Here is a 20,757-nt window from a genome sequence, read left to right as displayed (position 1 = left end):
ACGTAGAGCAGACACGGACAGCAGAGGCATACGGCAAAGACGTACACGGATAGGTACTTACGTACAGGAGACTTGAGTCATGTACGAGTCAGCCGGGGAGCGGCCACCGGAAGGCGCGCGGGCCGAGCCCTCACGTCGGGTCTCCCCGGGCGCCGTCCTGCGCGCGCCGTTCACGGCTCGTGCCTGGGCCGAGGCCGCGTACTGCCTGATCGGCTTCCCCCTGGCCGTCGTCGGCACCGTCCTCGTCCTTGTCCTGCTCGCCCTCGGCACCGGTCTCACCGCCTCCCTCGTCGGCGCCGTCCTCGGGCTTGCGCTCGTCGTCGCGGCGGTCGGCCTCGCGCGCGGCTGCGCCGCCGTGCATCGCCGGCTCGCCCAAGGGTTGCTCGGCGAGCGGGTGGAGGCGCCGCAGCGGCTGCGACCGACGGGTAAGGCGTTCGCGCGGCTGGACGCTCGGCTGCGCGATGCGGCGGGGTGGCGTTCGGTGGCGTACGTGCTGGTGAAGCTGCCCGTCGCCGCCTTCGGCCTGTACGCCGTCGGCTGGTGGCTGACCGCCCTGCTCAATCTTTCCGCACCACTGCGCTGGGCGGCCTTCCACCAGCGCCCGGCTGCCGGCGAGGCGGGGATGCCGACGATCACGCCGATCCCCTTCGGCGGTGGCGCCCCGCACAGCACGAGTTTCGCCGGGACCTTCGTGGCGGCGACGATCGGCGCGGTGACGCTGCTGGCGGCGCCCTGGTTCACGCGTGGCGTCGTCGCCGTGGACCGCTGGCTCATCCGGGCGCTGCTCGGCCCGGGCCAACTCGCCGAACGTGTAAGGAGTTTGGAGGAGAGCCGCGCCCTCGCCGTCGACGACTCGGCAGCCCTGCTGCGCCGCCTGGAGCGCGATCTGCACGACGGGGCACAGGTCCGGCTGGTCGCGTTGGCGATGAGCCTCGACATGGCGAAGGAGCGGCTGGGCGGGGACGGAGAACCGGTCGCGGACCCGGCTCGGGTACGGCAACTCGTGGACACCGCGCACCGCAACGCCACCGAGGCCCTCGCCGAGCTGCGTGACCTGGCGCGCGGTATCCACCCCCCGGCCCTCGACGACGGCCTGCCCGACGCGCTGTCGACACTGGCCGCGCGGAGCACCGTGCCGGTGGAGCTCTCGGTGGACGTAACGCGCCGGCCGACGCCGGCGATCGAGACGATCGCGTACTTCTGTGCGGCGGAGCTGCTCACCAACGTCATCAAGCACAGCGGCGCGCGCCGGGCGGTGTTGCGGGTGGCGCAGGAGGACGGGTTGCTGCGGCTGCGGGTTGCGGACGACGGCCGCGGCGGGGCAACGCTCAGCGCCGGAAGCGGGTTGACGGGCCTTCAGCAGCGGGTGCGGACGGTGGACGGGCGCCTTGACGTGTCGAGCCCGAGCGGCGGGCCGACCGCGGTGACGGTGGAACTGCCGCTCCACGCATGAGTGACACCGTGACGGAATCCATGGATGACGCTGTGAGTGACATCGTGGACGGGTCGCGCGCAGCACGTCGGCGCCTGCCGTCCCCCGGTCGGACCCGTGAGAGCATGCCCCCCATGCGCATCGTGATCGCCGAAGATGCCGCCGTGTTGCGGGAGTTGCTTGCCCAGATGCTCACCGAGCGTGGCCACGAGGTGTGCGCGGCCGTGCCCGACGGCGACGCGCTCCTCGCCGCCGTCGCCGAGCACCGGCCCGACGTCACCGTCGTCGACATCCGGATGCCGCCGACACACACCGACGAGGGCCTGCGAGCCGCGATCGACATACGGCGCGAGCGCCCGGGCACGGGTGTGCTGCTGTTCTCCCAGTACATCGAGACGAAGTACGCGACCAGGCTGCTCGCCGCGGGCTCAGCCGGGGTCGGCTACCTGCTCAAGGACCGGGTCGCGAACGTCGCCGAGTTCACCGACGCTCTGTCCCGCGTCGCCGCCGGTGGCACCGCTCTCGACCCGGAAGTGGTCACGCAGTTGGCCGGTGCGAGCCGTCGTGGAGACGACCTGGAGTCACTGACGGCACGCGAGCGCGAGGTGCTGGCGCTGATGGCCGAGGGCAGGACGAACGCCGCGATCGCGCAGGCGCTGGTGGTGTCGGCGGGCACGGTCGAGAAACACGTCGCGGCCATCTTCGGCAAGCTGGGCCTGCCCGCATCGGAGGACGCGAACCGGCGCGTGCTGGCCGTACTGCGCTACCTGGAGTCGTAAGCGACGCCGGCGCGTTGGGGTTCAGGGCGGACCTTTGGGCCGTGATTGACACCGGTCCGTTGGGGGTTCAGGCCGGACTGATGGGCCGTGATTGACACCGGTCTGCCGGAGTTCGGCCCCGGGGAACAACAGAACAGCGGTTGGCGCCAAGGGCTGATCTTGCCGTTCAGCACAGCGTCCAACGGCTCTGCCGAGGTTCGGCAAAGCTCGGTTGGGCTGGTTGCCGCAGGGCTACGGTCCGGCCGTGCCGGTGGAATTTCTCACTGATGAGCAGGCCGAGGCGTACGGGAAGTTCGCCGAGGAGCCGACGAGGCCCGAGCTGGAGAGGTTCTTCTACCTCGATGACGTCGACCGGGCGTTGGTCGGCAAGCGGCGCGGGGGTTGGAACCGGCTCGGGTTCGCGCTCCAGATGTGCACAGTGCGCTACGTGGGGTTGTTCCTGGAGGACCCGCTCGCGGTGCCGTGGCCGGTCATCGAGCACCTACGCCAGGAGCTGGGCATCGAGGACGTCTCGTGCATCAAGCAGTACACCGAGCGGCTGAACACGACGTACGAGCACGCGTGGGAGATCCGGGACGCCTACGGCTACCACCAGTACGAAGACCCTGAGTGGGGCCGGCTGTTCCGTACGTTCCTGCACGGCCGGGCGTGGACGAACGCCGAGGGACCGGTGGCGCTGTTCAACCAGTCGGTGCACTGGCTGCGCCGGAACCGGGTGCTGCTGCCCGGGGTGAGCGTGCCGGCCGGGCAGGTCGCGGAAGTGCGCGAGATCGCCGAGCAGCGGCTGTACGCGACGGTGGCGGACGCGGCATCTGCGGCTGCGCCATGTGGACGCGAGTGACCGGAAGCGTTGCCGCAGGCAGGCAGCGGCGGGGGCCCGAGGGCCCCGGCTGCGTGCCCGCCGGGCCGGTGTGTCAGACCACGGCGAGCCGGTCCACCAGCAGCTCCACCCTCTGCGCGGCGTCCTCCGGCGGCAGCCGTCCCGCCCGGGTCAGGGTCGCAAGCCCGTGCAGGGCTGCCCAGAACGTCTCGGTGAACAGCCCCGGGGCGACGCCGTCCCCGGCGACCTCGCCCAGGCTCTCCATCAGCGCGGCGAAGGCGTCCTTGAGAGGTTCCGGGGTGTCCTCCTGGGCGTACGCGAGACCGCCGTCGAGCTGGAAGATGGCGTCGTAGACCGCCGGGTTGCGTGCGGCGAATTCGAGGTAGGCGCGCGCGAGCGCGGCGACCCGGGCGCGCGGGCCGTCCGCGGCGGCGGTCGCGGCCCGCACCGCCACGGCCATCTCCGCGGCGCCCTCCAGGGCGACGGCGCCGATGATCTCGCGCTTGCCGCGGAAGTGGCTGTAGAGGACGGGCTGGCTGTACTCGATGCGCTCGGCGAGCCGGCGGGTGGTGACCGCGTCCCAGCCCTGCTGCTCGGCGAGTTCGCGGGCGGTCGCCACGATGAGGCGCTCGCGCTCCGCCCGTTCGCGCTGCTTGCGTTCCTGTACCGACATGATTCGATCCTAGCATCGCTAGACAATCGAGCGGCAGCAGTACTAGCGTTGCCTCATCAGCTAGCAACGCTAGATCCCAGGAGGGGTCATCATGCTCAACGCACTCGAGGTGTTCACCACCGTGGTCGTCGGCCTGATGGTGGGGGTGGAGTTCTCCGTCGCCTTCGTCATGAACCGGATCTTCAACGCACTCCCCGAGGACAGTGGCCAACTCGGCCGCGCCCACGGGGGCCGGATGCTCGGCGCCGTGATGCCGGTCTGGTACATCGGCTCGCTCGTCCTCGTCGCGGTCTGGGCCATCGCCGGATGGCGCCACCACGGCACCGGCCTCGTCGTCACCGCCGGCGCGCTGCTGATGCTCAGCGTGATCATGTCGATTCTGCTGCTCGTCCCGATCAACAACCGGAACAAGACGTGGACCCCTGACAACCGGCCCGCCGACTGGAAGGAGCAGATGAACCGCTGGGACCGCTGGCACTACGTCCGCGTCGCCGTCATCATCGCCGCCTTCGCCCTGCTGGCCGCCGCCCTCACCTGAGCGCGCGGGCCGACGCCGCGCCAGTGGCGCACAACTCCCACTCCCCGGGCGGCAGCGGGCCACCGAAATCCCGACATCCGGGAATGCAGCTGCCGCTCAGATCCCACAACGGCGATCCCGACAAACTACGCCCCTCGATCAGCCGCGTCCGCGCGGCCTGATCAGGCCCCACACGACTCAGCAAGCTCCACGAAGCTCACCAAGCTGACGAAGACTCGCAAGGAGAAGAACAATGCCGCTGAAGAAGATCAACACCGTCCTGGCCGCCGCCTTCATCCTCTTCATCCTCTGGTTCGGGTCGGAGTTCATCCTGAGTCCGGAGACGACGGCACCGGGCTTCGGCCTGCCGAGCTGGCCGTCCGGCGACGGCGGCGGCTTCCTGATCATCAAGGGAATCCGCGACGTCGTCATGGCCCTGGTCCTGGGCATCCTGCTGGTGACGGGCCACCGCCGGGCGCTGGGCTGGGCGCTGCTGGTGGAGGCCCTCGCCGCGTACGGCGACATGACCACCGTGCTGGCCCACCACGGCTCCGTGGCCACCGCGCTCGGCGTCCACTGCCTGACCGCGACACTGATGGTGGTCAACGGCCTGCTGATATTGCGCGAGACCCGCAAGGCCGCGGCCGCTCCGGCAACGCCCGCCCCGCAGCCCGCCTAACGCCACCTCAGCGCGTGTCGGCATTCGCCTGTCAGCGCCTGCCGGGAAAGGCGAGGCGCACGATCTTCTTCCAGTGGGCGGCAGCCGGCTGCACGGGCGACGCGGACGAGGTCGAGCGCCACCCTGCCCGCGCTGCCGGGCCGAACCCGGCTCGCCGTGCCGCTCGCGCTCCGGCGCGGTCGCCGGCACCCATCACACCGGCCGCTTCACGAAGGTGCCCCGGCTCGCCAAGCTCCTGCGCGTGCCCACCCCCGCCGACCGCAGGCCCGGCCAGCCGTGGCACCCCGGCACCCCCGTCCCGCTCGCCCTCGCGCCGGACAACCCGAGCGCCGACATCCGCATCGGGTACGCAAGGTGCTCGACGCTCACCCAGGAACTCCCGTCCCAGCTCGACGCGCTCGCCAAGCACGGCATCCCGCGCGACAAGGTGTTCTCCGAGAAGATCAGCACCCGTGTACGGGTCCGCCCGCAGTTCGGGGCCGCGCTCGCGCTTGCCCGGCAGATCAAGGGCCACGCCCCGCACTGCCGCGTCATCTTCACCGTGTGCGAGATGACGCGCCTCGGTCGCGACGCCGCCGAACTCACCGCGCTCGCCGACGACCTCACCGCCCACGGCCTCATCCTGGAGATGCTCGCCGGGCCCCTGCCCGGGATGTACGACCCCAGCGGACCGGGCCGCCTGCTGTTCGCCTTCTTCGCGGCGATGGCGGAGACCGAGCGGGAGAACATCCGGGAATCGACCCTCGAAGGACTCGACGCGGCGGCCCGCAAGGGCAAGCACGGCGGCCGGCCGCCCGTCATCACCGAGGACATGCTGCACACCGTGCTTCGGCGCCGAGCGATCGGCGAGTCGGTCGAACAGATCCAGCCCGCCCTGATCATCCTCACCGGCAAGCGCAAGGGCCAGACCCCCAGCGTCGCGAGCATCTACCGCGCACTCGCCGAGCACGAGAAGAAGGAGGCGTACCCCGAGGCCGTCGAGGCGGCCCACGCTCGGGGCCGGAGTTCAGGGCAGACCTGTGGACCGTAACTGACCTCGACCGGCCGGGAGTTCAGCGGTCCTTCGGGTCGAGCAGCCACAGCCCCAGGACCACCAGGAACGACAGGCACAGGAAGCCCGCGCCCCACCAGGCCGTGCCGGTCTCGCCCATCATCCACTCGTTGACGATCACGCTGAGGCCCCAGAGCTGGCCGATGACCACGGTCATCGCCAGGACGAGGCGGGCGGTGAGTTTCGAGGAGCGTTCCGGCTCCTGGTCGGTGCCTGCGCCGGGGCCCGGACCCGTGTGCTGAATCCGGGGGTCGCCGTAGCCGCTGGTCGGGCGGATCTGCGGGTAGCGCTCCTGGACGGGGCGGTTGAGGCGCGGCTGGGCGCTGCCGGGGGTGTAGTCGGGCATCGGGGGGAGGCCTTCGGGCTGTTCGGTGCTCATGTCCGCTGGTTCCTCCCCCCGTTGGCCCCGTTCGCGACGGGGCAGCCCAGCTGGGCCCTCGCCTCAGGCCGCGAGCCGGCGAACTCGCGGCACACCGCGTCCTGGGGGCTCTCGCCGGAGCGGGCCGTGGCGACCGCCCAGACGCTGCCGTCGGCCTGTTCTACGAGCAGCACCTTGGGCAGGCCGCGCGGTGGCGGGCCCGCGGTGACCTCGCCGGTACGGGCGTCGAAGACGCCTTCGTGGCAGGGGCAGTACAACTCGCCCTCGCTGCCGCGGTCCTTGCGCCACAGCACGCCGCAGGCCAGGTGCGTACAGACGGCGGAGTAGCCGACGAGGCTGCCGTCCGTGAGGCGGACGGCGACCGCGCGGTCGTCCTCGCCGGGGTAGCGGAAGGCGATGGACTCGCCGGGGGCGAGCCGGTCCGTGATCCGCTTGGCGTCCGGTGCGCTGTCGGTGTCGCCGTGCCGGTGCAGCACTCCCCCGGCGACGGCGATGCCTCCGACGGCCAGGCCGCCGGAGACGGTGGCGACGATGCGGAGGTAGTCGCGGCGCGTGGTGAGGGAGTCGGCGGAGATGCGGTCCTGGAGCGCCGCCTGGGCCGAGTTGTCGTCGGTGCCGTGCTCGGGAACCGATGGCTGCTCGGTGACGCTCATCGGGTCACGTCCTTCCCGTTGACCTGGACGATCGGCAGGCCTCCGGGCACCGGCCACTGGACCTTGTCGGCGGGGACGACCATCGCCACGCCGGTGTTGACGACGACGTCGCCGAACGTGAAGGAGTCCGCGACCTGGACGCCCGGCCGCTCGGCCTGGAGATCCTCGAGCGTGCCGTAGAAGAGCGCGCCGGTGGGGCAGACCGTGGCGCACATGGGGGCGAGACCGTAGGCGGTGCGGTCGTAGCAGAGGTTGCACTTCATCTGCAGTTTGGCCTGGAGGTCGATCTTCGGTACGCCGAAGGGGCAGGCGTTGACGCAGTTGGCGCAGCCGATGCAGCGGGTGGTGTCGGCCTGCTGCACCACACCGTCGGCGGTCACCAGGATCGCGTCGGCGGGACACACCTCGGCGCACGGGGCGACCGGGTCCTCGCAGTGCATGCACACCGTGGGAAGGGACGCCACGGAGTGGCCTTCGTCGGGGTAGTCGAGGTGAATCATGGACTTGCCCCGGTGCGAGTCGCACTCCCGGCAGGCGGACACGCACGCCTGGCAGCCGATGCACCGGCCCGGGTCGATGAAGATCGTTCTGCCCATCATGGCGTGACCTCAGCTCCTCTCGGCGGTGCCACGGCCCTGCGGGGCCGTGGGCGGCAGGGGGTCGGTGCGGGACACCTGGGCTTCCGGGTACGCGACCTGGCCGGGCGCGGTCGGGGGCGCGGGCACCTCGTCGATCTGCTCGGCGTGCTCGATGCGGCAGGCGCAGACCTTGTACTCGGGGATCTTGGATCGGGGGTCGAGGGCGTCGATGGTGAGCGCGTTGGCGGCCGTGGGGAACGGCCAGTGGTAGGGCACGAAGACGGTGTCGGGGCGGATCGCCTCGGTGACCAGGGCGGGGAAGACCTCGCTGCCCCGGCGCGTCACGACGCGTACCGGTTCACCGTTCTTGAAGCCGTGCGAGGGGTGTACTTCCGCCCATGGGCGCGGGGTCTGTTCGACGAGGGCGCCGAGCCGGCGCGTCTGGTTGCCGGACAGGAAGTGGGCGACGGTGCGGCCGGTGGTGAGCGACATGGGGTGGTCGTCGTCGTACGGGTCCATCGGCGGGTGCCACTCCACGGTCTGGAGGTGGATCTTGCCGTCGGGGTGGTACGACTTGCCGTCCTCGAACAAGCGGGGGGTGCCAGGGTGGTCGGTGGTGGGGCACGGCCAGGCGATGCCGCCGGTCTCCTCGAGGCGGTCGTAGGTGATTCCGTAGTAGTCGATGACCGTGCCGGCCGACGCGATGCGCAGCTCCTCGAAGACTTCGCGGGAGCCCGGATAGTCGAACTTGTCTCCCACGCCGAGGCGTCGGGCCAGCTCGCACATCACCCAGGTGTCAGTACGTACGCCCTCCGGCGGCTCCTGCGCCTTGTTGTGCTTGACCACCCTGGCCTCGGCGTTGGCCATCACGCCTTCGTCCTCGGCCCAGGTGGTGACGGGGAAGACGACGTGGGCGTTGTCCGCCGTCTCGGAGAGGAAGAAGTCGAACTGGGCGTGGAACTCGAGGGTGTCGTAACCGTCCTTGACCGTCTTGTAGTTGGGGAGGGAGATGAACGGGTTGTTGCAGATGCCGATCAGGCCGCGGATCTCCTGGCGCTGCATCTGCCAGACCATTTCCATCATCGACGTGCCGGCGGCGGGGAGTTCGGACTCCTCGATGCCCCAGATCTCGCAGATCTGCCGTCGGTGGTCCGGATTCAGGATGGAGCGCCCGCCGGGCAGCAGATCGGACTTCTGGCCGTGCTCGCGGCCGCCCTGGCCGTTGCCCTGCCCGGTGAGGGTGCCGTAGCCGGCGCCCGGCTTGCCGATGTTTCCGGTGGCCACGCAGAGGTTGATGACGGAGAGGCAGTTCTCGACGCCTTGCGTGTGGTGCTCGATGCCCCGGGCGTGCCAGGCCATGGCGTTGTTGGCGCCCGCGAAGGCCCTGGCGACCCGGACGACCTGTGCGGCGGGGATCCCGCAGATCTCGGCGGCCCGTTCCGGGGTGTACGTCGCGACGGTGGCCTTGACCTCGTCCCAGCCGGTGGTGTGCGCAGCCACGTACTCCTCGTCGACGAGGTTCTCGCGGATGACGACGTTCAGTACGGCGTTGAAGAACGCGGAGTCGGTGCCCGGCTTGAGAGCTACGTGGATGTCGGCCGTGCGGGCGATGGCCGTCTCGCGCGGGTCGATGACGATGAGGACGGCACCCCGGTCGCGGGCTCCCCACACGTACTGGGTCATCACCGGGAAGCACTCCCCCACGTTCGACCCGGCGATCAGCAGGCAGTCGGAGAGGAGGATGTCGGAGAAGGGGTTGCCGGCCCGGTCGATGCCGAAGGCCAGCTTGTTGGCGCCGGCGGCGGAGACCATGCACAGGCGGCCGTTGTAGTCGACGTGCTTCGTCTTGAGGGCGACGCGCGCGAACTTGCCGACCAGGTACGTCTTCTCGGAGAACAGGCTCGCCCCGCCGAGCAGCCCGAACGCGTCCTTGCCGTGGGCGGACTGGATGCGGCGGATCTCGGAGACCGTGAAGTCGAGAGCCTCCTCCCAGCTCGCCTCGCGGAAGGGTTCGTCGCGGGAGCGGCGCATGAGGGGGGCGGTCAGCCGGTCCGGGTGGTTGACCTGCTGGTACGCGTTGATGCCCTTGGGGCAGAGCCGCATCCGGTTGATGTCGTGGTTGCGGGGCTCGACGCCGAACACCTTGCCGCCCTTGTCGACGCGCAGATACATCCCGCACTGCACACCGCAGAAGCAGCAGTGCGTGGGGACAAGGGGCTCGCCGTTCTGGTCGGCGTGCCACTGGTCAGCCGGAATACCGCCCGCGTCACGGAAGTTGCGGGTGCCGGGCGGTGCGATCGAGGGGTCAAGCGGGATGTACTGCTTCGTCACTTGAAGCCCTTCTTCACGTCGCTGAGGTATGCGGCACCGCGCAGCACCCGCTTGCAGCGCGGGCAGTACTCGGTCCAGGTGTCGAAGTCGAGCTTGAGGTCGCGCATGGTGCCCTGGAGGTTCTCGACGTACGGGGCGGTGTCGATCAGCTGACCGCAGCGCTTGCAGTGGAAGACCTGTTCGTTCTTGCGGGCCGTGTACTTGAACAGCTGCATGCCGACGGCGGCCGGCCGCTGCACGATGTGGAAGAACTTCCCGAACGGGATGTAGATGAGGGTGAAGACCACCGACACCATGTGCAGGATCGCCAGGAACTCGTAGCCACCGCCGTGCAGGAAGATCGACGAGAAGGTGAGGAGCAGGCCCGTCACCGAGATGACGATCAGGGCGATCAGCGGGACCAGGTCGTAGGCGAAACGCTGGCCGGTCATGGCGCCGCGGTCCTTCATGCGCCGCCACAGGAAGTACGAGGCACCGGGGATCACCAGGACGGCGGCGATGTCCAGGCCGTGGAACATCAGCCAGCCGAGGATGTTCAGCGAGTCGAAGCCGATGACCTTGATGCCCCAGATCCGCATCGCGTAGCCGGGGCCCGCGCCGGACGGGGAGGTGAACGTGAACCACCCCCAGGTCAGCGGGAAGGTGATCAGGGCGGCCAGGATGCAGCCCCAGAAGATCAGCTGGTGGGCGGCCCAGCGGGCGTGCGAGCGGGCGCCGAGGAACTTCTGGAAGCCGAGGTAGGTGGCGATCATCCCCGGCAGCGCGGTGGGCGCCTTGCGGAAGTTGTCGGCCGAGAACAGGCTGCGCCAGCCCTGCTTGAACAGACGGCGCGCGCCCGGGGCGGAGATCCACATGGTGTAGCGGTAGGCGACACCGAAGGCCAGGAACACGGTCGCGACGGCGTACGGCAGGAGCGCCGAGTCGAAGTCCTCGAGCATCCGGCTGCCGAACACGATGGCCAGGATGAGCAGTACGGACACGATGGTGCCGACGAGCGTGGCCCGCCCCGCGACCGAACGCGCTCGGGGCCCGCCGACCACGCCGGTGGGCGGTGGCGCGTCCAGGGTGGGGGCCGCATCCGAGGCGGCGGCGGGGGGTGGTGGCTCAGTCACCCGGCCCACGATAGGGAGGTTTATACGTATTTTGCCCGCTATGGGAGGCGCACGGGTGGCGTGTCGGCGGGACGCGCGCCCCTACGGCCGTTCCGCCCCGATGTTGCGCATGCGGCCATACGCGTAGACGCAGCCGGCGAGAGCGAGGTCGACCGTGACCGGGCGAACCCGGCCGCTTTGATGCCCGCGTCGGTGGGGTCGAGCTCGTACCAGGTCTTCAGATACGTGGGCAGGTAGACGCCGAACGCGACGATGCCGTCGAACCCGATCACGTAGAGGAACGACAGCTCCCACGTCACCCTCAGGCGTCCCGCCTGCCCGAGCCTCGTGGCGAGCGGGCTGGTGGGGACCGGCCGGTCGGGGCAGTCGGTGATCAGGACGAGAGCGAGCAGCGCAAACACGGCGAACGCGACGGCTCCCACGATGAACGGGAGGTTCTCACCGTGCTCGGCGATGCGCGGCGTGAAGTAGCCGGACAGGGCCACACCACCCATACCCATGCCGAAGAGACCGAGCGCGAACCCCCGGTGGGCGGGCGGGAACCACGAGTTCACGAGCGGGATGCCGATGGCGAACGTGGTGCCGCCGATGCCGAGCGGGAAACCGACTCCGAGCATCGCGATGAAGGAGTCTTTGGCGTGGACGACCAGGAGCACCGGGATGATCGTCAGGGCGGAGACCGATCGAGTCGCGGGCCCCGCTGTCGCGTCAGCATATGTTGACGCCAACCGAACCGTCAGCATATGCTGACGCCCATGGAGAGCACACTCGAAATCGCCGAGGGCGCCGCCAGCAGCGACCCGGACACCGGGCTCCGCGCGGTCGCCGCCCTACGAGAACTCACCGAACGACTGGAGATCCTCCAGGTGGAGAACGCCCGCAAGCTGGGATGGTCCTGGCAGGACATCGCGGAGCGGCTCGGCGTCACCAAACAGACCGTGCACCGCAAGTACGGCCGCCTGCTAGGGAGTCGATGATGTTCGAACGCTTCAGCCCGGACGCCCGCACCGTGGTGGTCCACACCCAGGAACACGCCCGCCGGCTCGGCCACAACCACATCGGCCCGGAGCATCTCCTGCTCGCCCTCGTCTCCACGGACCAGCCCGCGAGCGCCGTACTGCGTGAGCACGGCGTGACGCCGGAGGGCGTGGAGGAGGAGATCGTGCGTCTGGTCGGACTCGGGGCCGGGTCCCGCCTGTTCGGCACCCTCAACCGGGACGCGCTGGCGTCCGTGGGGATCGACATCGACGCGGTGCGCGCCAGGATCGAGGAGTCCTTCGGACCGGAAGCCCTCGCGCGCGCCGACAGCGCCGTCCACCGTGGGCGCCGCCCTTCGAGGCGCGGCCCGCGTCGCGCAGTGCCCACCGCCCTCGCCCGCCACTGGCGCCGACGGCGCGCCGCCCGACGCCCCGTCCTCACGGCACCGGCGGCCGCCCCCACGGGCCTGTACCAAGCCGCCGGCGCTCGCTCCGGCGGGCACATCCGGTTCTCTCCTCGCGCCAAGGAGAGCCTTGCGAACACCGTCCGCGAGGCACAGGCCCGGCACGACAGTTACATCGGCGTCGAACACCTCAGCCTCAGCCTCATCACCATGACCAGCGGCCTCGTGCCTTCAGTGCTGTCGGCGCTCGGCGCCTCGGCCCCGGCGTTGCGCAACGCGATCACTGACCGGTACCGGCAGGCGAGCTGATCCCCTCCTTCCCCCGGTCATGTGGCTAGGGCGCCGTCGCCGTGGTCCGGTCGGGGGCGGGCGGGGCCGCCGGGTCGACGGTGAGGACGAGGAACGTCGCGACGAGCGCGCTGGCCCCCGCGAGCCCCGCCGCAAGACGGCGGCGGGCCGTGAGGGTGGGCAGGGGCGTGGGGCCTGCGGGCTTGCGGTGGCGTCCCATGGTGGGTCTCTCTGTTTCGGTCCGGGCCGGGTCAGAACGTGAAGCACTCTGCGTGGATGTGGTCCTCGGGCACCCCGGCCCGTACCAGCGCCGTCGTGGCCGCGGCCGTCATGCCGGGCGGCCCGCACACGTACACGTCGTGCTCGGCGAGTTCGGGTACGAGATTGCGCAGGGCCTGCGGTGCGAGCGGGTCGAACGAGGCGTCCGATGGGCCGAGCAGATAGTGCAGGGCCGCCTGTCTGCTGCGGGCGATGGCCTCCAACTCCTCACTCAGGACGAGCTGTTCGGCCGTGCTCGCGCGGTAGAGGAGGGTGAGGTCGCCCGGCGCTCCCGGCAGCGTCTCGAACAGGGCCCGCAAAGGGGTGATGCCGACGCCGCCCGCGAGGAGCAGCACCTTGCGGCGGGTGCGGCGGTGCGCGGTGAGCGCGCCGAAGGGACCGGTGGCCAGGACGCGCGTGCCCGGCGCGATTCTGCGGAGGCGGCGCGTGTGCCGGCCAAGTGCCTTGACGGTGATACGCAGTTCGTCGCCGCGCACCGGCGCCGAGAGGGAGAACGGGAGCGACGTGTGCCAGAGCCCGCCCCTGAGGAAACGCCAGCGGAAGAACTGGCCGGGCTCGGCACGCAGTCCGTCGAGCCCGATGCCCTGCATGACGACGGAGAAGACGCCGGGCCCTTCGCCGTGGACGGCGACCACGCGCAGGCTGTGCCGTAGCGCCTGATGGATGGGCACGACCAGCCGGTACCAGACGAGCAGTACGGCGACGGTCCCGTGCAGGAGGGCCCACAGCCACCGCGTGACGACGCCGCTTGCCACGTCCGGACCCGCGAGTTGATGCACGAAGCCCAGCGCCGCGCCCAGGTAGGTGAGCAGATGCAGGGCCCGCCACGTCTCGTGGGTGACACGCCGGCGCACCGCACGAGCGCTGCTCACCCCGACGGCGACGAGCAGGCCCGTACCGGCGGACGCGGCCGCGATGGCCGGGTAGCCGAGGAGGTCAACGACGGTGGAGACGAGGTCCGTGCCGGCGTGGGTGGCGTATCCGCACACCGCGAGGACCAGATGGGCCGCGCACAGCTCCAGGACGTGGCGGCCCCCGGTGGCGTGACGGCGGGCGAGGCGGTCGGCGCCGACTCCGTGCTCGACCGCGGGGATGCGCGCCATGAGGAAGAGCATGACGAGGATGCCGTAGCCGGCGAGCAGTCCGGTGAGGTGCGCGCCGGTCGCGAAGAGCACGTCGAGGCGCGCCGACGGTTCGGCCTGCACGGCCCACAGGGCGCTGACGCCGATGCCGCCCGCGCCGATGCCGGCGCGCAGCCCACGGGGCGAGACGCGAAGGGGCGCGGCGGGGCGGCCGATGCGGGGCCGGCGGGTGGGCCGCGGGGGTATGGGCGGGAGTTCCGCGCCCGGGCCCTCGACGTGGCGCAGGTACGCGTTCAGTGCGGGGTACCTGGAGAGTTCGGATGCGCTGGCGGCCTCGGTCGTCACGCAGCCACAGTAGGGGTGGGGAGTGGCGAAAAGAGCCAGGTCAGAGCCCTAACGCTGATCCTTAAGGCGGGCTTGAGGATCGCCTCACGAGTGGTTAAGCCACGGCCACCTCCGACCCGGACGCAGGGCCGCACGACCGCGCCGCAAACGCTGCTCCACGTTTCCGGCTTCTTCGCCGGGAGGTCACCGTCGCGGACAACAGTGACTCCCGTACCGCACAAAGGACTTGAACTTCTTGTACACAATGTCGGACTGGCCGGGGAACCGACGCCCCTGTGGAGCGAGATACGAACCACTGGCCCCCTGGTACAAAGAACACGTATTCGGCTCCTCCCGACCGTGCCTCACTCATCGGACACGGCTCACGAGACAGATGTGCCGGCCAGACCGGCCCGCGCCGAAGCCCCCGCACCGAGCCTCGACCAGGCATGACGGGCGCACTGATCACCAGGCGGCTCAGAGCAGCCCCCACCCGTGCAGAAAGGCCGACGGTTTGAACCCGCAGACATTTCAGGACGAGGCACCTCCCCACATACCCGCGCCGGGTCAGCGCATTGTGATCATCGAGGACGACGAGGCGCTGGGGCGCTCCGCCGCCGCCCACATCGGCCGCTGGTACGGCACGGTGCACCGCCTGCCGCGGCCCGACGACGACACGCTGCGCGAGCACCTCGAGCAGTCCGTCGACGCCGTCGCTGTCGTCTCACGTGACGACATCGTCGCCCTGCGCTATGCCTTGCTGGCCGAACATCTCAAGCCGGGCATCCGCTTGGTCGTGACCCTTTTCGACCGCACGGTCGCCGACGAGGTCTCCCGTACGGTCCCCAATTGCACCGTCCTGAGCATGACCGATGCCATCGTGCCGAGCCTCCTGGCCGAGTGCCTCGCTCCGAACTACGCCATGCTCCAGCCCGACGGCGGCGGCGTCATCGCGGTCCGGCGGGAGGACGGGACCACTTCCGTCGAGCACCTGCACGGACGTGCTCTCGCGGCCCACGCACCCGTTCACCCCCGGGCGTCCTTCCGTGCGTGGCTGCGCTCCCTCGGGACCTCGGCCAAGGCGCTCATCGCGAGTCTGGCCGCTCTGTCGGTGGCCTTCTCGGTGGACATCGCGCTCGGCGTCCTCGTCCTGCACGAGCACTGGACCGACTCCGTGTGGAACGCCGCCCGCGCCCTCACCACGATCGGCTCCTCGCCGGCGGCCGAGCACGGACCCGGCTGGTACAAGGTCCTGTCCGCCGTCTCCATGCTCGCCGTCCTGGTACTGGCGGCCATCTTCACCGCGAGCGTCGTCGACCGGTTCACCGGGCACCGCATGACGAGCATCCTGGGTGCCCGCTCCATCCCGCGCCGCGGCCACGTCATCGTCGTCGGCCTCGGACAGGTGGGCCTGCGGCTGTCCGCGCGGCTGAAGGACCTCGGCATCAAGGTCGTCGCCGTGGAACGCAACCCCCAGGCGGCGTGCCTCCCCCTGGCCCGCTCCCTGAACATCCCCGTCGTCCTCGGCCGGGGCGGCGACCGCTTCCTGCTCGAACGCCTCTCCGTCCTGCGGGCCCGCGGTCTTGCCGCGGTCGGCTCTGACAGTCTGGCGAACATGGCGGTCGCGGTCGCGGCCCGGGCTGTCGCCCCCGACCAGCGGATCATCCTGCGCGCCGGGAGCGACGAGGTCACGACGGACTCGCAGTCCCTGTTCCGGATCGGCGCGGTCTGCGACTTCCCGCGCATCGTCGGCGCGTTCGTCGCCGCGTCGGTACTGGGCGCCGAACCGTCCAGCGTCTTCGTCGCCGAGGACCGCACCTGCGCCCTGTTCCCGGACGGCCAGGTGGTCGACCTCGCCACGTGGGACACACGCCCCACCGATCCCCGGCAGGGCGCGAACGAGAGCGAGACCGGCCGCACCGCGTCGGACGTCGAGGCATCAGCGGCCACGAACTGAGGGCCCTCCATGGGCCACACTCTGCGACACCTCGGACACCGAGGTGTCGCAGAGATCATTTGTCGGACACAACCTGAAGAGCTGCATGTACGTGGCCGCCCGTCGCTCCGGCTGCGATGCTTCCCGCATGGGGTCGAAACGGCGCAGCCAGGCCGAGCGGGACGCGATCACCGTCGAGATCGGCTATGCGCTGGTCAGCGCGTGCTTCCTCGGCGGTGTCGCGTTCGGGACCATCGCCGGCCCCGCCGCGGTCTGGCACCTCCCTCCCGCCATTGAACAGTTGTTGCTGGCTACGGGGACTGTCGTGGGCGGCGTTCTTGCGGTGCTGCGTGTCGTACACGTCCTGTGGCGGTTCGGATCGCCAAACCGCTGACGGGATGTCAGGTCAACGGCGGAGACCGCATCATGACGGTGATCTGGTGGCGCGGGGACAGGATCTCGGCGTCCTTGGCGCGTCGGCGTCCTTGGCGCGGTTGAACCGCTCCGGGTCCGATGGAGGCTCCGGACTGTCCCGAGTCGGGTGGAGTCATCGGCACCCTGACCATGGTTGGCGGTCCGGGAGGACCGCGTGTGGATGGTGGCGGGTGTGGATGGCTCGGAAGGAGTGGTCGTACGGTCCTCCGGGATACTCCGGCTATGTGCCGAGGACGTACCGAACACGATGAGCCGTACGAGCCAAAAGCGCGTCCGGTCGGCGCGGCGCGCGCCGACCTCGCCGTCGTGACCGCTGCACTCACCGGGGCAGCAGTCACAACGAGACGCGGCCGGCCGAATCGGTCGAGGCACGCGGTCACCTTCGGAGGCGAAATTGTCGGTGAGCCGAGTCGGCCTCGTCGTTCACGGCGGGCGCGCTGAGGCCGTAGAAGCAGGTCGGGTCGTCCGTGCATGGTGCGATGAGAACGCCGTGCGGTCCACGGACATCGATGTGTGGCACAACGGTGGGCCTCGTGACGACCGTACCGAGCTCGACGCCGCCGACCATCCCGATCTCATCGTCACGCTGGGCGGGGACGGCACCTTCCTACGCGGCGCACGGCTCGCCGTGGAGGACGATGCGCTGGTTCTGGGAGTCGACCTGGGGCGCGTGGGATTCTTGACGGATGTATCGGCCGAGGACGTGCGTTCGGCGCTCGACGCGGTACACGAGGGACGGTTCGAGGTCGACAGTCGCATGCTGCTCGCGATGCGGGCCTCCCGCCGCCTGGAAGTTCCCAAGGACGTGGAGGACTGGGTGCAGTACGGCCATGGGCGACTGATGCGGCCGCCCCCGGTACACCCGGACCTCAAGGGCGACGACGAGTGGGGTACCCCCTTGAACGTCACCGCGCTCAACGACATCGTCGTGGAAAAGCTCACCAGAGACCGCCAAGTGTCGGTCGGCGTCTACATCTGCGGCCGACTGCTGGCGTCCTACTCCGCCGACGCGCTACTGGTGGCCACCCCTACAGGCTCGACCGCCTACAGCTTCGCCGCCGGAGGGCCCGTCGTCTCACCCCGCGCCGACGCCCTCGTCTTCACACCGGTGGCCCCGCACATGGCGTTCAACCGGTCCATCGTCGCCGCCCTCGACGAACCAGTCGCCCTGCGCATCCTCGAACGGTCCGGGCAGGCTGCCGTCAGCATCGACGGCCAGCTCCGAGGCGTGCTGGATCCAGGCGACTGGATCGCGGTGTACGCCGCCCCACGCCGCCTGCGGGCCGTACGCCTCGCATCGATGGATTTCTACGGCCGCTTGCGCGAGCGGATGAACCTCACCGACGCCCCGGCCGCCGTCGCCGACGGATGCCCGCCCCGGCTGTGGTCTATCTCCACGCCTCCACCCGCGGACATCGCCCATCTCGAGATGCTGCCGGTTCCGGATCCTCCCATCGGTCAGTGACGGCATCGGGAGCCCCGCCGAGGCCGTCTGACGCCCCTCACGCAGGAGGTAGCCCGTTGGCCCTCGCCCCATGCGGCCTCCGGTGCTCGCTCAGGCCGCCACGGGCGGGCAGGTCCGAACCGACCGGACCGGACCGGCCGCATCGAATTGCCACACATCCGGGGCCATGGAGGCGATCCGGCGACGTCGGCAGTTCGGAAAACGATGCGGCCGTAGGTCAGCGCGGGGGCGCCAGGACGTCGGCGAGGTCCCGTCCGCGTGTCTGCGGCAGGCCGATCGCGCTGAGCAGGCTGACCAGGCACAGGAGGGCCAGGAAGAGGCCAAACGAGAAGGCGCCGTGAGCGGCGGTCATCGTGGCGCCGATCAGCGGAGGCACGGCCCCTCCGATGACCAGTCCGATGTTGTAGGCGAAGGCGGAAGCCGTGTATCCCCGAAGAGGTGTCGCAGCGTTGACGCACGGTTCGTGCGGACGTGCGCGAGTGCGCTCGCGCGCGCCCTTTCAGGGTCGCGCGACGCGATGGACCCGTACAACTCCTGCTGCTCAGTGAGCAGTTGATGCCACTCCTGGTTACGTCGGATCCGCCAGCGCAGTCGTCCGTCCACCGGTTCCATCACGGAGATCAGCAGGCCGTTGAGAGACCCACCTGTCAATAACGACCGTCAGTTTTAGATCTAAGGGGTGTCCCGTAATCCCTGTGACCTGCCGCGCGGGCGCCGGGTACGGTCTGCGGGTGACATCGACGGAACCGCACGAGTGTCCGCTGCATGGAGCGGGGGTGGACCCCGACCGCCTGGCGGGACGTCGTGTGAAGCAGGTCGTGGCTGCCTGGCACCGCCACGATTGCGACGATGCGGCCGGCCCGCTGGAGATCTGGCTCGTCGACGACGTCGGTGACTACATCCACATCACCGCTGGCTCCGACTGGTGCCTGATCGTGGATGAGACGGCACCCCACGAGGGATACGACCTTGGTGAGAGCGGCCGGGTCGAGGTGGTGGCGAGTGAGCGCGGGACGCCGTTTGCCCGCTACGCGGGTGAGGTCGTGCTCGCAGTGGACCAGAGGTTCGACGTCCGTACCGGACGGGTCGGCCTGGAGATCTGCTTCTCCACCGGCAGCGTGCAATGTGGGAGTTGGCGTGGGGATCTGCATCTGGTCGGCTGATTGCCGGTGGGATGATCTTGGATGTGGCTGGTGTGATCACGGCGTCGGAGCCGTCCTGGATAGCCCCGTTCACCGGGCTGAGCCCCCGCGCCTTCGGCAAGTTGGTGAGCCAACTGCGTCGCGAGGGCGCTGACGTCGGCGGCCGGGGCCGACCGTGGAAGCTGTCGCTGGAGGACCGGGTGCTGCTGGTCGCCGCGTACTGGCGGACGAACCTGACCATGCGGCAACTAGCCCCGCTGTTCGGGGTGTCGAAGTCGGCCGCCGACCGGGCAATCGACGACCTCGGGCCGAAGCTCGCCTTGCAGCCCCGCCAGCGGTTCGCCAAGGGCGCGGTTCTGATCGTGGACGGCACCCTGGTGCCCACCCGCGATCACAAGGTCGCCGAGCAGTCGAAGAACTACCGCTACTCCACCAACCACCAGGTGGTCATCGACGCCGACACCCGGCTGGTCGTGGTGGTCGGCCGACCGCTGCCGGGCAACCGCGACGACTGCCGGGCCTGGGCGGAGTCCGGCGCCAGGGCCGCCGTCGGCAACACCACGACAATCGCCGACGGCGGCTACCCGGGCACCGGGCTAGTGATGCCGCACCGCCGCCTCTGCCCACCTGGAAACAGGCCCACAACAAGTCCCACAAGCAAGTCCGGGCCCGCGTCGAGCATTGCTTCGCCCGCATGAAGACCTACAAGATCCTGCGCGACTGTCGCCTACGCGGCGACGGCGTCCACCACGCCGTGCTCGGCATCGCCCGCCTGCACAACCTCGCCCTCGCCGGATAGGGAGCCCTCCCGCTCGGGGTCGAGCACGTCCCGACCAGCCCGAAGATCATTTACGGGACAGCTCTTAGATAGCCACCGTCGGCGATCGTCGTGGTCGTGCCCACGGCGGCCTTCGCTCCGGACTCCTCCCACGCCTTGCAGTCGTTACGGTTACCGGGAAGGGGCCGGCCGATCACCACGACGAGTCGGGTATCGGCGTCGATGACGACCTGGTGGTTCGTGGAGTACCGGTAGTTCTTGGACTGCTCAGCGATGGTGTGGTCGCGGGTGGGAACCAGGGTGCCGTCTACGATGAGGACGGTGTCTTTGCTGAACCGTCTGCGGGGCCGCAGGGCAAGCGCGGGACCGAGGTGGTCGATGATCCGGCCGGCCGCGGACTTTGAAATGCCGAAGAGCGGGGAGAGCTGGCGCATCGTCAAATTCGTGCGCCAGTAGGCCAACACGAGCAGTACCCGGTCCTCCAGCGCAAGGGACCACGGCCGGCCCTTGCGGACCGGATCCGCACCTTCGCGGCGCAGCGCAGTCACCAGCTTCTTGAATAAACGCGGGCTCAGCCCACTGAACGGGGCTATCCAGGACGACTCCGACGCCGTGATCACACCAGCCACCACAAGATCGTTCC

The 20,757-nt window shown here is 70.0% G+C and carries 20 protein-coding genes and 5 pseudogenes; 13 read left to right on the top strand and 12 right to left on the bottom strand.

Annotated features, from left to right (window positions below):
* Window positions 1–79 precede the first annotated feature (79 nt).
* The 3 genes and pseudogenes from OHA58_RS36380 to OHA58_RS36370 all read left to right on the top strand — a co-directional run.
* Window positions 80–1,453, top strand: a complete 1,374-nt coding sequence (locus tag OHA58_RS36380; RefSeq protein ID WP_405483946.1) for a sensor histidine kinase — start codon at window positions 80–82, stop codon at window positions 1,451–1,453.
* Window positions 1,454–1,566: 113 nt separating this feature from the next.
* A complete protein-coding gene (locus OHA58_RS36375; protein ID WP_405483945.1) occupies window positions 1,567–2,211 on the top strand; it encodes a response regulator transcription factor in 645 nt (214 codons plus the stop codon).
* A 244-nt stretch (window positions 2,212–2,455) separates the two neighbouring features.
* A pseudogene (locus OHA58_RS36370) lies at window positions 2,456–3,037 on the top strand (DUF4158 domain-containing protein); the annotation flags it as partial.
* An 88-nt stretch (window positions 3,038–3,125) separates the two neighbouring features.
* On the opposite strand, the gene OHA58_RS36365 reads toward OHA58_RS36370, so the two are convergent.
* Complete coding sequence (locus tag OHA58_RS36365; protein WP_405483944.1) at window positions 3,126–3,704, bottom strand: TetR/AcrR family transcriptional regulator; 579 nt, start codon at window positions 3,702–3,704, stop codon at window positions 3,126–3,128.
* Between the two features lie 91 nt (window positions 3,705–3,795).
* Here OHA58_RS36365 and OHA58_RS36360 point away from each other — a divergent pair, with 91 nt between their 5' ends.
* The 3 genes from OHA58_RS36360 to OHA58_RS36350 all read left to right on the top strand — a co-directional run bounded on the left by OHA58_RS36360 (window position 3,796) and on the right by OHA58_RS36350 (window position 5,930).
* Window positions 3,796–4,242, top strand: coding sequence for an anthrone oxygenase family protein (locus tag OHA58_RS36360; protein ID WP_405483943.1), 447 nt, complete (start codon window positions 3,796–3,798; stop codon window positions 4,240–4,242).
* A 232-nt stretch (window positions 4,243–4,474) separates the two neighbouring features.
* Window positions 4,475–4,900: a DUF4267 domain-containing protein gene (locus OHA58_RS36355; RefSeq protein WP_405483942.1), complete on the top strand. Its 426-nt coding sequence runs from the start codon at window positions 4,475–4,477 to the stop codon at window positions 4,898–4,900.
* A gap of 241 nt (window positions 4,901–5,141) precedes the next feature.
* On the top strand, window positions 5,142–5,930 hold the full coding sequence (locus OHA58_RS36350; protein WP_405483941.1) for a recombinase family protein: 789 nt from the start codon (window positions 5,142–5,144) through the stop codon (window positions 5,928–5,930).
* A 22-nt stretch (window positions 5,931–5,952) separates the two neighbouring features.
* Here the strand turns inward: OHA58_RS36350 and OHA58_RS36345 are convergent, their stop codons facing one another.
* From OHA58_RS36345 to OHA58_RS36320, 6 genes and pseudogenes are all read right to left on the bottom strand, one after another.
* Window positions 5,953–6,330, bottom strand: a complete 378-nt coding sequence (locus tag OHA58_RS36345; protein ID WP_405483940.1) for a hypothetical protein — start codon at window positions 6,328–6,330, stop codon at window positions 5,953–5,955.
* A complete protein-coding gene (locus tag OHA58_RS36340; RefSeq protein WP_405483939.1) occupies window positions 6,327–6,983 on the bottom strand; it encodes a ubiquinol-cytochrome c reductase iron-sulfur subunit in 657 nt (218 codons plus the stop codon). The genes OHA58_RS36345 and OHA58_RS36340 overlap by 4 nt, the downstream gene beginning before the upstream one ends.
* Window positions 6,980–7,582: a 4Fe-4S dicluster domain-containing protein gene (locus OHA58_RS36335; RefSeq protein WP_100594407.1), complete on the bottom strand. Its 603-nt coding sequence runs from the start codon at window positions 7,580–7,582 to the stop codon at window positions 6,980–6,982. Before OHA58_RS36335 ends, OHA58_RS36340 begins: the two co-directional genes overlap by 4 nt.
* Window positions 7,583–7,591: 9 nt before the next feature.
* Complete coding sequence (locus OHA58_RS36330; protein WP_405483938.1) at window positions 7,592–9,892, bottom strand: molybdopterin oxidoreductase family protein; 2,301 nt, start codon at window positions 9,890–9,892, stop codon at window positions 7,592–7,594.
* Entirely contained in the window at window positions 9,889–11,004 is a 1,116-nt protein-coding gene (locus OHA58_RS36325) for an MFS transporter (protein WP_405483937.1), read from the bottom strand. Before OHA58_RS36325 ends, OHA58_RS36330 begins: the two co-directional genes overlap by 4 nt.
* A gap of 161 nt (window positions 11,005–11,165) precedes the next feature.
* Window positions 11,166–11,684, bottom strand: a pseudogene (locus tag OHA58_RS36320) (MFS transporter); the annotation flags it as partial.
* A 75-nt stretch (window positions 11,685–11,759) separates the two neighbouring features.
* On the opposite strand from OHA58_RS36320, the gene OHA58_RS36315 reads away from it, so the two are divergent.
* Together OHA58_RS36315 and OHA58_RS36310 are read left to right on the top strand one after the other, a co-directional pair.
* Window positions 11,760–11,981, top strand: coding sequence for a helix-turn-helix domain-containing protein (locus OHA58_RS36315; RefSeq protein ID WP_405483936.1), 222 nt, complete (start codon window positions 11,760–11,762; stop codon window positions 11,979–11,981).
* Window positions 11,981–12,694, top strand: coding sequence for a Clp protease N-terminal domain-containing protein (locus tag OHA58_RS36310; protein ID WP_405483935.1), 714 nt, complete (start codon window positions 11,981–11,983; stop codon window positions 12,692–12,694). The genes OHA58_RS36315 and OHA58_RS36310 overlap by 1 nt, the downstream gene beginning before the upstream one ends.
* Before the next feature lie 25 nt (window positions 12,695–12,719).
* Here OHA58_RS36310 and OHA58_RS36305 read toward each other — a convergent pair whose 3' ends face one another.
* Window positions 12,720–12,893 carry a hypothetical protein gene (locus OHA58_RS36305; RefSeq protein ID WP_266666324.1) on the bottom strand — a complete coding sequence of 58 codons (174 nt, stop codon included), beginning with the start codon at window positions 12,891–12,893 and terminating at the stop codon, window positions 12,720–12,722.
* A gap of 31 nt (window positions 12,894–12,924) precedes the next feature.
* On the bottom strand, window positions 12,925–14,379 hold the full coding sequence (locus OHA58_RS36300; RefSeq protein WP_405483934.1) for a ferric reductase-like transmembrane domain-containing protein: 1,455 nt from the start codon (window positions 14,377–14,379) through the stop codon (window positions 12,925–12,927).
* Window positions 14,380–14,935: 556 nt separating this feature from the next.
* Between OHA58_RS36300 and OHA58_RS36295 the strand changes: the two genes are divergently transcribed.
* From OHA58_RS36295 to OHA58_RS36285, 3 genes are all read left to right on the top strand, one after another.
* Window positions 14,936–16,315 carry an NAD-binding protein gene (locus tag OHA58_RS36295; protein ID WP_405483933.1) on the top strand — a complete coding sequence of 460 codons (1,380 nt, stop codon included), beginning with the start codon at window positions 14,936–14,938 and terminating at the stop codon, window positions 16,313–16,315.
* 85 nt (window positions 16,316–16,400) lie between these two features.
* Window positions 16,401–16,688, top strand: coding sequence for a DUF6332 family protein (locus OHA58_RS36290; RefSeq protein ID WP_405483932.1), 288 nt, complete (start codon window positions 16,401–16,403; stop codon window positions 16,686–16,688).
* A 435-nt stretch (window positions 16,689–17,123) separates the two neighbouring features.
* Window positions 17,124–18,194 carry an NAD(+)/NADH kinase gene (locus tag OHA58_RS36285; protein ID WP_405483931.1) on the top strand — a complete coding sequence of 357 codons (1,071 nt, stop codon included), beginning with the start codon at window positions 17,124–17,126 and terminating at the stop codon, window positions 18,192–18,194.
* 217 nt (window positions 18,195–18,411) lie between these two features.
* Here OHA58_RS36285 and OHA58_RS36280 read toward each other — a convergent pair whose 3' ends face one another.
* Both OHA58_RS36280 and OHA58_RS36275 read right to left on the bottom strand, forming a co-directional pair.
* Window positions 18,412–18,570: a hypothetical protein gene (locus OHA58_RS36280; RefSeq protein ID WP_405483930.1), complete on the bottom strand. Its 159-nt coding sequence runs from the start codon at window positions 18,568–18,570 to the stop codon at window positions 18,412–18,414.
* Window positions 18,558–18,827: pseudogene (locus OHA58_RS36275) on the bottom strand (hypothetical protein); the annotation flags it as partial. The gene OHA58_RS36280 and the pseudogene OHA58_RS36275, both read right to left, overlap by 13 nt.
* A 143-nt stretch (window positions 18,828–18,970) precedes the next feature.
* On the opposite strand from OHA58_RS36275, the gene OHA58_RS36270 reads away from it, so the two are divergent.
* On the top strand, window positions 18,971–19,357 hold the full coding sequence (locus tag OHA58_RS36270) for a hypothetical protein (protein ID WP_405483929.1): 387 nt from the start codon (window positions 18,971–18,973) through the stop codon (window positions 19,355–19,357).
* Between the two features lie 23 nt (window positions 19,358–19,380).
* Window positions 19,381–20,135 (top strand): annotated as a pseudogene (locus OHA58_RS36265) (transposase).
* 68 nt (window positions 20,136–20,203) lie between these two features.
* Here OHA58_RS36265 and OHA58_RS36260 read toward each other — a convergent pair.
* Window positions 20,204–20,743: pseudogene (locus tag OHA58_RS36260) on the bottom strand (transposase family protein); the annotation flags it as partial.
* Window positions 20,744–20,757: the final 14 nt, after the last annotated feature.

The organism is Streptomyces sp. NBC_00009 (genome assembly GCF_045040855.1).
GTDB lineage: Bacteria > Actinomycetota > Actinomycetes > Streptomycetales > Streptomycetaceae > Streptomyces > Streptomyces aureus.
This window is presented reverse-complemented; position numbering and strand designations above follow the sequence as displayed.

Excerpts from the sequence above, each read along its gene's own strand:
- OHA58_RS36380 (WP_405483946.1), top strand. The coding sequence starts at position 80 with ATGTACGAGTCAGCCGGGGAGCGGCCACCGGAAGGCGCGCGGGCCGAG.
- OHA58_RS36375 (WP_405483945.1), top strand. The coding sequence starts at position 1,567 with ATGCGCATCGTGATCGCCGAAGATGCCGCCGTGTTGCGGGAGTTGCTT.
- OHA58_RS36365 (WP_405483944.1), bottom strand. The coding sequence starts at position 3,704 with ATGTCGGTACAGGAACGCAAGCAGCGCGAACGGGCGGAGCGCGAGCGC.
- OHA58_RS36360 (WP_405483943.1), top strand. The coding sequence starts at position 3,796 with ATGCTCAACGCACTCGAGGTGTTCACCACCGTGGTCGTCGGCCTGATG.
- OHA58_RS36355 (WP_405483942.1), top strand. The coding sequence starts at position 4,475 with ATGCCGCTGAAGAAGATCAACACCGTCCTGGCCGCCGCCTTCATCCTC.
- OHA58_RS36345 (WP_405483940.1), bottom strand. The coding sequence starts at position 6,330 with ATGAGCACCGAACAGCCCGAAGGCCTCCCCCCGATGCCCGACTACACC.
- OHA58_RS36340 (WP_405483939.1), bottom strand. The coding sequence starts at position 6,983 with ATGAGCGTCACCGAGCAGCCATCGGTTCCCGAGCACGGCACCGACGAC.
- OHA58_RS36335 (WP_100594407.1), bottom strand. The coding sequence starts at position 7,582 with ATGATGGGCAGAACGATCTTCATCGACCCGGGCCGGTGCATCGGCTGC.
- OHA58_RS36315 (WP_405483936.1), top strand. The coding sequence starts at position 11,760 with ATGGAGAGCACACTCGAAATCGCCGAGGGCGCCGCCAGCAGCGACCCG.
- OHA58_RS36310 (WP_405483935.1), top strand. The coding sequence starts at position 11,981 with ATGTTCGAACGCTTCAGCCCGGACGCCCGCACCGTGGTGGTCCACACC.
- OHA58_RS36305 (WP_266666324.1), bottom strand. The coding sequence starts at position 12,893 with ATGGGACGCCACCGCAAGCCCGCAGGCCCCACGCCCCTGCCCACCCTC.
- OHA58_RS36290 (WP_405483932.1), top strand. The coding sequence starts at position 16,401 with ATGTACGTGGCCGCCCGTCGCTCCGGCTGCGATGCTTCCCGCATGGGG.